The 12,487-nt window shown below is 43.7% G+C and carries 10 protein-coding genes, 1 pseudogene and 1 other annotated feature; of the genes and pseudogenes, 10 read left to right on the top strand and 1 reads right to left on the bottom strand.

From position 1 onward, the window contains the following. Positions 1 to 11: 11 nt before the first annotated feature. A complete protein-coding gene (locus CQS04_RS04205; protein WP_100352912.1) occupies positions 12 to 644 on the bottom strand; it encodes a YigZ family protein in 633 nt (210 codons plus the stop codon). 368 nt (positions 645 to 1,012) lie between these two features. Between CQS04_RS04205 and CQS04_RS04200 the strand changes: the two are divergent. From CQS04_RS04200 to leuB, 10 genes and pseudogenes are all read left to right on the top strand, one after another. Further along, positions 1,013 to 1,688: pseudogene (locus tag CQS04_RS04200) on the top strand (response regulator). 183 nt (positions 1,689 to 1,871) lie between these two features. Further along, entirely contained in the window at positions 1,872 to 2,462 is a 591-nt protein-coding gene (locus CQS04_RS04195) for a nuclear transport factor 2 family protein (RefSeq protein WP_245858745.1), read from the top strand. 348 nt (positions 2,463 to 2,810) lie between these two features. Beyond that, the gene (locus CQS04_RS04190) at positions 2,811 to 3,872 is read left to right on the top strand and encodes a helicase-related protein (protein WP_165775453.1); all 1,062 of its coding nucleotides are present in this window, start codon (positions 2,811 to 2,813) and stop codon (positions 3,870 to 3,872) included. A gap of 26 nt (positions 3,873 to 3,898) precedes the next feature. Further along, complete coding sequence (locus tag CQS04_RS04185) at positions 3,899 to 4,513, top strand: ComF family protein (RefSeq protein WP_165775452.1); 615 nt, start codon at positions 3,899 to 3,901, stop codon at positions 4,511 to 4,513. Between the two features lie 135 nt (positions 4,514 to 4,648). Beyond that, the gene (gene ilvD / locus CQS04_RS04180; RefSeq protein ID WP_100352909.1) at positions 4,649 to 6,316 is read left to right on the top strand and encodes a dihydroxy-acid dehydratase; all 1,668 of its coding nucleotides are present in this window, start codon (positions 4,649 to 4,651) and stop codon (positions 6,314 to 6,316) included. Then, positions 6,312 to 6,528 (top strand) — a binding site (T-box leader). Its footprint overlaps the gene before it by 5 nt. A gap of 61 nt (positions 6,529 to 6,589) precedes the next feature. Continuing rightward, positions 6,590 to 8,293, top strand: a complete 1,704-nt coding sequence (gene ilvB, locus CQS04_RS04175) for a biosynthetic-type acetolactate synthase large subunit (protein WP_100352908.1) — start codon at positions 6,590 to 6,592, stop codon at positions 8,291 to 8,293. Next, complete coding sequence (gene ilvN / locus CQS04_RS04170; RefSeq protein ID WP_094941454.1) at positions 8,290 to 8,805, top strand: acetolactate synthase small subunit; 516 nt, start codon at positions 8,290 to 8,292, stop codon at positions 8,803 to 8,805. Before ilvB ends, ilvN begins: the two co-directional genes overlap by 4 nt. A 12-nt stretch (positions 8,806 to 8,817) precedes the next feature. Next, positions 8,818 to 9,849, top strand: coding sequence for a ketol-acid reductoisomerase (gene ilvC, locus CQS04_RS04165; RefSeq protein ID WP_100352907.1), 1,032 nt, complete (start codon positions 8,818 to 8,820; stop codon positions 9,847 to 9,849). After that, on the top strand, positions 9,836 to 11,371 hold the full coding sequence (locus CQS04_RS04160) for a 2-isopropylmalate synthase (RefSeq protein WP_100352906.1): 1,536 nt from the start codon (positions 9,836 to 9,838) through the stop codon (positions 11,369 to 11,371). The genes ilvC and CQS04_RS04160 overlap by 14 nt, the downstream gene beginning before the upstream one ends. Positions 11,372 to 11,384: 13 nt before the next feature. Beyond that, on the top strand, positions 11,385 to 12,485 hold the full coding sequence (leuB, locus tag CQS04_RS04155) for a 3-isopropylmalate dehydrogenase (RefSeq protein WP_100352905.1): 1,101 nt from the start codon (positions 11,385 to 11,387) through the stop codon (positions 12,483 to 12,485). Positions 12,486 to 12,487: the final 2 nt, after the last annotated feature.

Below are 12,487 nucleotides of genomic sequence, written 5' to 3'. Positions count from 1 at the left end.
TATTTTTTTGCTCAGTTGTCGAGTTCTAAAAAAGAGATGGCTCCTCTAGTAATTTCTGCATTCGCATTCGTCAAAGAGGTGATCCATTCCTCAAACTCTTCTGTAGACTTTTCATTAACATAAACCAAAAGCTCTACTTTATCTGTATACCTAATTTCATGCAACTGATAAACATTTTGACGCAACTCATTCTCAAGTTTTCCGAGAAGTGTATAATCAACACTTACCGTATAAAGGACGTGGCGAACTCGCTCCACAATACCTGCAGCAACAAGTCCCTCTGAGACAGAACTGCCATATGCACGAATTAGTCCACCACCGCCAAGTTTTATTCCGCCAAAGTAGCGCGTGACTACAGCTGTTACATTTCGGAGGTCTTGTTTTTTCAAAACCTCTAACATAGGGACGCCTGCAGTCCCACTAGGTTCCCCATCATCGCTCGCTTTTTGAATAGCATTATTTTCACCTATGACATATGCGAAACAATTGTGATTTGCAGACTTATGTTGTGAACGGATCGAATTAATAAATTCTTGTGCTTCTTGTTCATTATCTGTGCGTTTTAGATGGCAGATAAATCTTGAACGCTGAATGAGAATTTCGTGTTGGCACGACTTTTTGATTGTATAATAATTTGAATTCATTGCCTACTCCTTCCGAAAAATGAAATGGTTCTGTAATGTAATTTTAATATGCTTTTGGGAAATTAGTGCTATAATGGTTTCTGTCAGGTCTTAAAATTGAGTAACTTGAGATATAGAAATGCACCTTCTGTCTAGGAGTTGAACACTACTTATCATCAAGCTATTTATTCTGGGCACTAAATCGCGAATCAGTAGATCACTCGTGCAGGAGTCGATATACGGAACTTTCAAGGCGTTTAGACCGTCCTATTATACGTGGAAACATCTGTTTTTGTAAAAGAACCCGCAATACAAGGAAGTACGTTTATTTCTTAGCTAAATGAGGAATAAGAATGATAATTGATGTGTTGCTATAGGAGGATATTCATATGACGAAAATTGTAATTATAGATGATCACCAATTATTCCGTGAAGGAGTTAAGCGCATTTTAGATTTTGAAGAGACATTTGAAGTAGTGGCTGAAGGAGATGACGGTACAGACGCAATGCGCTTGTACGAGAATTACCAGCCAGATATTATTTTAATGGATATCAATATGCCAAATAAAAGCGGTATCGATGCGACAGCTGAACTGATTGCTGAACATCCAGAAGCAAAAGTGATCATGCTCTCTATTCATGATGACGAATCATTTGTTTCAACAGCACTTAAAACGGGAGCGTCTGGTTACATGCTAAAAGAGATGGATGCCAATGCAATCGTGCAAGGGATCAAAGTGGTAGATAAAGGTGGAAACTACTTACATCCAAAAGTAACGAAGAACTTAGTCAATGAATTTAAACGTTTAAGCGAACGTGAGAACAAAGGCAACTTCCACCAGACGGATATCCGTCGACCGTTCCACTTATTGACGAAACGAGAGTGTGAAGTGCTGCAATTGTTAACGGATGGTCAAAGCAACCGAACGATTGGTGAAACGCTGTTCATTTCTGAAAAAAACGGTAAAAAATCACGTCTCCAGCATCCTACAAAAAATGAACGTGAACGATCGGACGCAAGCAGTTGTAACAGCTATCAAAAACGGTTGGGTAGAAGTGCGCTGAATTATAGAGTTTTAAGGCACCTCATTAGTGAGGTGTCTATTTTTATGGAACTTCTTAAGGGCCGATACGTCCTTTCCTTAGATAGATGTACTGGCTAAAAGCAAAAGTTTCATGACAATAAGTAAATCTGTTTGAATCTGTGCTTCAAATATGCCAAAATACGTCTAGCAGGAGGAATGAATTGTGAATCGATTAGTCAAATTGACAACTATACTGGCAGTACTTCTTCTTTTCTTAACGGCATGTTCATCATCAGATGAAGTAGTTAACACAGATTCAGCAACAGATCTTGTACCACAGGGCTCTCAGAACATAGAGACCCATTCTGCAGATGAAAGTACAGCTTCATCCGAACAAGACGATGAGGTAGGTTTTGAACTTGCCGGTGGCGTAATTGAAGAAGCGGCCAATGTACCAGCTGAAGAAAAAGAAGCTATTGTAAACGCGTTTCGGACATATATAGAAGCATTTAATAACGAAGATTTAGACAGTTATCTATCTGTCATTTCTAAACAGCCACAGGGCTTTAGCTACGAGACAGAGAAACAGTTTGTAACGGATACTTTTGAACAGTACGATACGAAACGTAGTGCTGAAGATATTACGATTATTAAATATAATGAACAAGAAGCCCAGCTTTACTCCACAATTTCCATAGATTTGGAACAGCACTCTACTGGGGGGAAAGCAACTAGCTCAGGCCGACAAGTGACGGTATTTGCAAAAGAAGACGGCAAGTGGCTTGTAACAAGTGTTTACTTTATTCGTGACTAACAATGAAATCCAGCCCCACTAGTGGCTGGATTTTTATTATGGGAAACACTATGATAGAGCTACGAGATGAGACCTTTTGGCAAAAGGAGAGTTCTCATGAAAAATCGCCACTATTTTGAAGGTAAAATTCAACCGTTTGAAGATATACCCCTGTCTCAAGATACCATTGCCCTCTATCTTCAAGAGGGATGCCTCGAACAACTTAAGGGAATTGAAAGTTCCCGAAAATCCCCATTTCAAGTAACTTTTAAGTGTAACCGCTGTCTCTCTAAAAATCCCTATCATTTTGCGACTCATTACTGCCTTCGTTGCAGTGGCTACTGTACTTATTGTAGAAATTGCATTCGAATGGGCAAGATAAGCAGCTGTACGCAGCTCATCATCTGGAAGGGCCCACGCTCCGAAGTTCAACCTGAAAGTTCTCTGACATGGAAAGGGACACTTTCCGACTTGCAACAACAAGCGCTGGAGGAATGGAAAGGATCTATAGCTACTGGGAAAAGTCATATGATCCATGCAGTATGCGGGGCAGGGAAGACGGAAATCATGTTTGGAGCTCTACAACTGATGAGGTCTCGCGGTGAACGTGTCGCTATAGCGTGTCCTCGAACGGATGTCATACTCGAGCTCGCGCCTCGCTTACAACAAGCTTTTAAGTCTTTACGTATTGATGTTCTTTATGGAGGCTCCGAAAAACCTATTGGTTTAGCAGATCTGACTCTAGCTACCACGCACCAATTATTCAGATTTCATAAAGCTTTCAATCATGTCATCATTGATGAGGCTGATGCCTTCCCGTACTCGGCAGACGCCACTCTTGTTGCAGCTGTCGAGAAATCCCTAGTATCAGGGGGATTCATTCATTACGTTTCCGCGACACCTTCAAAGCATTTACACACAGACCGTAAATCATTGCTCGCTAAACGCTTTCACGGTCATCCACTTCCTGTTCCTCGATTTCAAAAAGCACTTTCTTACAAAAAACACTTAACTCGACAAAAGGTTCCTCCAGTACTCGACAAGTGGATAGCTTATCAGCTTGAGATGGAACGCCCTTTTTTGATTTTTTTCCCTACTGTTCGAATGCTCGAAGATTTCCCTGGAAATATGGAGCGAGTTCATGCAGAGCATCCATTTAGAAAAGAACTTGTCCAGCAATTGCGAGATGGGAAAATCAAAGGGTTGTGTACTACGACGATTTTAGAACGAGGTATTACTATTTCAAATTTACAGATTGCTGTTGTTGGTACCGAGCAACCGATTTTTACCGAGCAAGCTCTAATTCAGATTGCTGGGAGAGCAGGTAGATCTGCTGAATTTCCAACTGGAGATGTAGTGTTTTTTCATAATGGAGTTACAGAAGATATGAGAAGGGCCAAGAGTGCCATTGAGAGGTTGAACATGCAATGAAATGTCTTCTATGTGATAGGCAGTTAATGAGGGATACATGGAGTTCACTTTTTACAGGTAAGCAAGATTGTGTTTGTAAATCTTGTCGAGCGAGCTTTAATAAAATTGCTTCATCACCTGAACGGAGGTATGTGAAAGGTACAGAGTTAGAGGGGGCCCTTGATTCCATATTCTGTTTCTATAGCTATAATTCTTCAATGCAAAATTATTTTCAACGCTATAAAGGTGAAGGAGACCACATACTTCACCTGGTTTTTTCAAAAGAGCTTCGCTTAAGGGAGCCTTGTGTTCCAATTCCCTCCTACCAAGATTCCTCATTCAAGCGTTCGTTTTGTCATGTTGACGAGTTGTTTTGTGGCAACAACTTACTTCATCTTCTTAAAAAGACCACTTCCATAAAGCAATCATCACGTAATCTAGCACAACGTATCCAATCATCAAACCCGTTCGAGTTACTTCCTGGAGCACAGGTTCCTGAAAAGATAGTTTTAATCGATGACATCTTTACAACAGGAGTGACGATGAATCAAGCGGCAGCAATTTTAAAAAAACACGGTGCAAAACAAGTTCATGGAATTTGTTTAGTAGAGACTTTAGAAAAAAACGATGAAACGGAAACTCGCAAGGGCATCAAGTTGTAAGCGATTGCATGGATTTTCAACTTTCTAAAAAGATAGAAAATTTGAAAAAACAGCATTGACACACAGTTTTGTGGATTGTATGATTGTTGCAATATATTTCATATTGCAGAAAATTACACAAAGTTGGTGATGTAAGTGCGCAGTGACATGATAAAAAAGGGAATTGACCGAGCACCGCATCGTAGTTTGTTGTATGCTACGGGCGTGAAAACGAAAGATCTACAAAAACCATTTATTGGAGTATGTAATTCATATATCGACATCATTCCGGGTCATAAACATTTAAATCACTTTGCAGAAATCGTAAAAGAAGCCATTTGGGAAGCTGGAGGTGTCCCATTCGAATTTAACACGATTGGTGTCGATGACGGAATTGCCATGGGACACATTGGAATGCGATATTCCTTGCCAAGTCGAGAACTAATTGCAGACTCAGCAGAAACGGTCATCAATGCCCATTGGTTTGACGGGGTTTTCTATATTCCTAACTGTGACAAAATCACACCAGGCATGTTGATGGCAGCTGTTCGAACGAACGTCCCTTCCGTTTTTGTGACAGGTGGTCCTATGGAGGCTGGAACTTCATCAGATGGGAAGCCGCTCTCATTGACGTCTGTCTTCGAAGGAGTCGGTGCTTATAAATCAGGAAACATGACAGAACAAGAACTCCTCGATATTGAACAAAATGCGTGTCCGACCTGTGGTTCGTGTTCTGGAATGTTCACAGCGAACTCCATGAACTCCTTGATGGAAATCCTAGGTATCACACCGCCAGGAAATGCTACCATCGTAGCCACTTCGACAGAGCGCCATCGTTTGATAAAAGAAGCGGTCGGACATCTCCTACGGATGATAGAAGAAGACGTAAAGCCACGTGACTTGATCACTAAAGAAGCAATCGACGATGCATTTGCTCTAGATATGGCTATGGGTGGTTCTACCAATACAGTTCTACATACGCTGGCCATTGCACACGAAGCTGAGATTCCATATAACATGCAAAAAATTAACGAGGTGGCAAAGCGAATCCCGTATCTCGCGAAAATCATGCCAGCAAGCGACTATTCCATGCACGATGTTCATTTAGCTGGTGGCTTGTCAGCCATTATTAAAGAGTTATGTGAGATTCCTGGAGGCATACATGGACAACGCCAAACGATTACAGGAAAAACTGTATACGAAAATGTCCAGAGTGCAAAAATCCTAAACTCAGAAGTCATTCGGACGAAAGACAATCCATATAGTCCAGTTGGCGGATTATCCGTCCTCTTTGGGAACTTGGCTCCTGACGGTGGTGTCATCAAAGTTGGAGCGGTTGATCCTTCGATTCAAACATTCAAGGGCAAAGCAATCGTCTTTGATTCTCAAGAGGACGCTCAGCAAGCAATCGATGAAGGGCTCGTAAAAGAAGGGCACGTCGTCGTCATTCGTTATGAGGGTCCGAAAGGTGGACCGGGCATGCCAGAAATGCTTGCTCCCACTTCTGCAATTCAAGGGAGGGGCTTAGGCACTAAAGTCGCGCTCATTACAGACGGAAGGTTCTCTGGAGCCTCTCGAGGAATCTCGATCGGGCATATTTCGCCTGAAGCGGCTGAAGGCGGTCCGATTGCATTAGTACATGATGGTGATGAAATCGTCATCGACTTGCCAAATCGTTCTATTGAATTGAATGTAGACGAGGCAACACTTGCCTCTCGAGCAAGTCAGCTTCCGGAGTTTGAACCAAAAATCAAAAAGGGTTACTTGGCCCGCTATTCAAAACTCGTTACATCCGCAAGTACGGGTGGCGTGATGAAAATTTAAAACGTTGAAGAGGTAAAAGAACAAGTGTCGTCGATTTCAGAGAGCCGGTGGGTGGTGTGAACCGGTAAGACGCCTTGAATCGACATCCCCTCTGAGTGAAGGATGAACGTCATTTGACCAGTAAGTCCTTTCGGTTGATCCCGTTACCAATCAATGCGAGGCAGTTTAGACTGTGAAGTAGGGTGGTACCATGAAAAACTTTCATCCCTATGCAAGGAATCTTTGTGTTCTTTTGCATAGGGATATTTTTATACCCAAAAAGGAGTGAAACGAATGGTCATGCAGGTAGAAAAAACGGTGCAACTTTCAGGTGCGGATTTACTCATTGAGTTGCTCCATGAACAGCAAGTGGAATTGATATTTGGCTATCCAGGAGGTGCTGTTCTTCCGATTTATGATGCTCTTTATAGAAATCCAATTCCGCATATTTTAGCTCGGCACGAACAAGGAGCCATCCATGCAGCTGAAGGATATGCACGTGTTTCAGGAAAGCCTGGTGTGGTCATCGCCACTTCTGGACCTGGCGCTACCAATCTTGTGACAGGAATCGCGGATGCGATGATGGATTCCCTACCCCTTGTCATTTTCACTGGACAGGTGGCAAGCACAGTTATCGGCACAGATGCCTTCCAAGAAGCAGATGTACTCGGCATCACGCAGCCCATCACAAAGCACAACTACCAAGTGAAGGATGCGCGTGACTTACCACGCATAGTAAGAGAGGCTTTTCATATTGCAACAACTGGCAGACCCGGCCCTGTTCTAATAGATGTTCCCAAAAATATGGCAGCTGAGACGATACAGCAAGTAGATTGGACCATGCAACCCGTTAATTTACCAGGTTATCAGCCAACAACAGAACCCAACTTCTTGCAGATACAGAAGCTTGCTGAGGCTATGAATCAGTCAGTAAAACCTTTGTTTCTTATCGGAGCAGGGGTGCTGGCTGCAAAAGGTACCGACGAGCTAGCAACGTTACTTGAACAGTCAGGTGTTCCTGCAGTCTCTACACTGCTCGGTCTTGGAGCAGTCCGAGATGATCACCCTCGCTATCTCGGGATGGCAGGGATGCATGGAACGTACGCGGCGAATATGGCTATACAAGAATGCGACTTGCTGATCAATATCGGAGCTAGATTTGATGATCGTCTAACAGGCAACTTGAATGGTTTTGCCCCTCATGCCAAAGTAGCGCATATTGACATCGACCCAGCAGAAATCGGGAAGAACGTTCCAACAGCGATTCCGATTGTCGCTGATGCGAAAGCAGCTTTACAGCAGCTTCTAAAACAGCAACTCGTTAACCACGAGAAGTCTGACTGGGTAGTCGCTTTAAAACAAAATGCAGCTCTTCATCCTCTCCATTACAAGAGAGACGGATTAAAAGCACAACAAGTACTTGAAATCATTCATCAGGTCACTAAAGGAGAAGCTATTGTAGCAACAGATGTAGGCCAACATCAGATGTGGACAGCACAGTATTACGGTTTTCAAAAACCTCACCAGTGGATCACATCAGGGGGACTAGGAACGATGGGATTTGGCTTCCCAGCAGCAATTGGTGCCCAGCTTGCTTTTCCTGAAGAACGTGTCATCGCAGTCGTGGGGGATGCAGGGTTCCAAATGACGTTACAAGAGCTGTCGTTACTTCAAGAATATCGCCTTCCTGTAAAGGTAGTGATTTTGAACAATCAAAGCTTGGGAATGGTGAGGCAGTGGCAGACAGCATTTTACGAAGAGCGTTACTCGCAATCGCTGATTCCAGTTCAACCAGACTTTGAAAAACTTGCAGCAGCTTACTCGATTCAAGGAGTCAAAATCGATACATTGGAGCAAGCGCAGCAGCAATTACCAGAGCTTCTTCTTTCGGACGAGCCGGTCCTCATTGATTGTCGAATTGAACAGCATGAGCCTGTGACGCCAATGGTGGCACCAGGAAGAGCGTTACATGAAATGATTGGAGTGAAGCCTTCGTGAGACGTATCATCACCGTAACTGTACTGAATCAAAGTGGCGTGTTAAACCGAGTGACAGGTTTACTGATGAAGCGACAATTCAATATCGAGAGCATGACAGTGGGGCATACGGAACAGGACAATGTCTCTAAAATGACGTTTATCGTTCATGTAGAAGATGCCCAGAAACTCGAGCAGTTGTTAAAACAACTTCAAAAACAAATTGACGTGTTGAAAGTGCAGGATCTGACCGATCAAGCCATCGTGGTTCGGGAGTTGGCTCTTGTTAAAGTACAAGCACCTGCAACAAAACGACTCGAGCTTTCAAACTTGATCGAACCGTTTCGAGTTCAAATTATTGATGCCGGGAGACAGGTGGTCACTTATCAGATTACAGGTCATCCTGAAAAAATCGATGCCTTCATTGAACTAGTCCGGCCTTACGGAGTGAAAGAGCTTACCCGTACTGGCGTCACAGCATTTACTAGAGAACAACAGAAATACCCTACACAAACAAAACTATTAGCTTATTAGGAGGAATGGAAAATGACAAACATGTACTATAACGGAGATATTTCAGAACAAGCACTAGCGGGGAAGAAAGTAGCAATTATTGGGTACGGTTCACAAGGACATGCTCATGCGCGCAACCTGAAAGACAGTGGGTTTGACGTAGTAGTAGGTGTTCGTCCAGGAAAATCCTTCGATCAAGCAAAACAAGATGGACTAGAAGTGACAACAGTCGCAGAAGCTGCAGCTGGAGCAGATGTCGTGATGGTGCTACTACCGGATGAGCGTCAAAAAGCGGTGTATGAATCAGAAATCAAACCAGCCTTAACTGCGGGAAAAGCATTAGTATTTGCACATGGCTTCAACATTCATTTCGGTCAGATCGTGCCACCTGAAGATGTCGACGTCTTCTTAGTAGCCCCTAAAGGTCCCGGTCACTTGGTACGCAGAACGTATGAATCCGGTGCCGGAGTTCCTGCACTGTATGCGGTATATCAAGATGCAACAGGCAATGCTAGTGAAGTAGCCCTTGCTTATGCAAAAGGAATCGGTAGTGCACGAGCTGGCGTTTTGGAAACCACATTTAAAGAAGAGACAGAAACTGATCTTTTCGGAGAACAAGCTGTTTTATGTGGAGGACTCACAGCTCTTGTGAAAGCTGGATTTGAAACATTAGTCGAAGCGGGCTATCAGCCAGAACTTGCGTATTTTGAAACGATGCACGAACTAAAGTTGATTGTTGATTTGATGTATGAAGGCGGAATGACAGGCATGCGCTATTCAATCTCTGATACAGCAGAGTGGGGAGACTTTGTATCTGGACCACGTGTCGTTGATGCAGATACGAAAGCGCGCATGAAGGACATCTTAACAGATATCCAGCAAGGGAAATTTGCGAAAGAGTGGATTCAAGAAAATGAACAGGACCGACCAAATTATACACGAATCAAACAAGCCGAAACGACGCACCAGATCGAAGAAGTAGGTGCCAAGCTTCGTGAGATGATGCCATTTGTCCAAGCTACAAAACAACCAGAGAAGGAAGTGGTGACGAGTGGCCAACATTGATATTTTTGACACAACTTTACGAGACGGGGAACAGTCCGCGGGAATCAATTTAAATACAGCAGAGAAAATTGAAATTGCCAAGCAACTGGAGCGCTACGGAGTTGCTGTGATTGAAGCAGGTTTTCCTGCTTCGTCACCGGGTGATTTTGAAGCCGTAAAACAGATCGCTCAAATCGTGAAAGATGCGAAAGTGACGGGTCTCGCTCGAGCTATTCCCTCTGATATTCTCACTTCTTATGAAGCGCTAAAATACGGAGCACAGCCGCATCTTCACACGTTTATTGCTACTTCACCCATTCATATGGAGTACAAATTAAAGAAGACTCCGGATCAAGTAGTCGAAATCGCAGTAGAGTCCGTCAAACTCGCTCGCAAGTATTTCCCGCTTGTCCAGTGGTCAGCTGAAGATGCTACAAGATCAAACAAAGAATTTCTCGCTCGTATCATTACAGAAGTAATCAAAGCTGGTGCCACGACTATTAACATTCCAGACACGGTCGGTTATGCAACTCCAGCTGAATACGGCGCTCTTTTCCGCTATCTACAAGAAACGGTCCCAGGCATTGAAAAAGTGAAATTGTCTGCTCATTGCCACGATGACCTGGGCATGGCGGTAGCCAACTCCCTAGCAGCTATAGAAAATGGTGCTACTCAGATTGAAGGCACAATCAATGGAATCGGGGAACGAGCAGGAAATGCCGCTCTTGAAGAAATTGCGGTTGCTCTTCATATTCGAGAGGATTATTACCAAACGCAGTCAGGAATCGTCTTGAAAGAGACGAAACGGACAAGTCAGCTCGTTAGCCAATTGACCGGCGTGATGATTCAACCAAATAAAGCTGTCGTTGGTAGAAATGCATTTGCGCATGAATCGGGAATCCATCAAGACGGTATGTTGAAGAATCCGGAGACCTATGAAATCATTACTCCTGCTCTGATTGGAGAGGCAACAACTGAACTGGTTCTTGGAAAACACTCTGGTCGACATGCTTTTATCAACAAAGCAAAGTCTATGGGCTTCCAATTATCCGATGATAAATATGCTACTGCATTTAGCGCATTTAAAGATCTGGCAGATCGCAAAAAAGAAATCACAGAAGAAGACTTGTTTGTTTTGCTGACGGATCAACAAGTGACGGTCACAGACACACCGGTTTATGAACTGGAAAGTGTCCAAGTACAGTACGGGACTTCTAACATTCCAACCGCTACTGTTCGCGTGACGGCACCAAGTGGAGACGTAGTCACTGTATCCGATACAGGTGCAGGCTCTGTAGAAGCCATTTTCAATACTCTTGAGCGAGTTGTACAAGGGACCGTGCGAATCCTTGATTACCGAGTGAGTTCCGTATCCAAAGGACGCGATGCTCTTGGAGAAGCCGTAGTGAAAGTCCGATTCCAAGACCAAGAATCGATTGGCAGAAATGCTTCACAAGATGTTCTTGAAGCGAGTGCAAAAGCCTACTTGAATGCAATTAACCGTCAATTACAAAAGGAACGTACGTTAAGCGCGGTCCATTAGAGGAGGAGATTAGATGAAGAAACAGATTACCGTATTACCTGGAGATGGGATTGGACCAGAAGTGACACAAGCTGCTGTCCGTGTACTACAAGCGGTAGCCAAACGATTTCATCATGAATTTGACTTCCACTATGCATTGATCGGAGGAGCAGCTATTGATGCGACAGGCGAGCCCCTACCTGATGCTACAATAGAGAGCTGTGAAAAGGCGGATGCCGTCTTATTAGGTTCTGTTGGGGGACCCAAATGGGATTCTGTTGATCCATCGATTCGTCCTGAGAAAGGCCTGCTTGCACTTCGGAAGCAGTTTAATTTATATGCCAACTTACGACCAGTTAAAGCGTATAAAGCACTTCAAGCAGCCTCTCCACTAAAGGAACAAGTAGTTGCAGGGACTGATTTTGTCATTGTCCGAGAGCTGACGGGAGGACTTTATTTCTCAGAGCCTCGCAAAAAGACGGCGGATGCAGCAGTAGACACTCTTGTCTATACACGCAAAGAAATCGAGCGCATCGTCGACACGGCATTCCAATTAGCTCGTAAACGAAACGGTAAAGTAACGTCCGTCGACAAAGCAAATGTTCTTGCTTCTAGTAAATTGTGGCGTGAAATTGTAGAGGAAAAGCGTGTAGGCTATCCGGATATACAAGTTGAACACGTCTTAGTGGATGCAGCAGCTATGCAACTGATCAAAGAACCCTCCTCATTTGATGTAGTGGTAACAGAAAATTTATTTGGAGATATTTTAAGTGATGAGGCTTCTATGATTACAGGCTCTCTCGGTATGTTGCCTTCAGCAAGTGTTCGAGACGATTCGTTTGGTGTTTATGAGCCAATTCACGGTTCCGCTCCAGATATCGCGGGTCAAGGAAAAGCCAATCCAGCAGGAACTATCTTGTCAGCGGCATTGATGTTGTCCCATTCGTTCGATTTGCAAGCGGAAGCACAAGCAATCGAAGATGCTGTAGAGCGTGTCTTAGAAGACGGTTATGTGACAGCGGACCTTCAAGGTGGACGTGTGTTAACTACCGACGAGTGGACAGCAAAAGTAGTAGAAGAGCTCGACAGCGAGTCAGTTTCAGATAGTATTTGTTTTTCTTATATTTCAGGGTAATG

It is taken from the genome of Chryseomicrobium excrementi (genome assembly GCF_002798305.1).
GTDB lineage: Bacteria > Bacillota > Bacilli > Bacillales_A > Planococcaceae > Chryseomicrobium > Chryseomicrobium excrementi.
The sequence above is the reverse complement of the archived record's forward strand: the minus strand, read 5'-3'. Positions and strand labels throughout refer to the sequence as shown.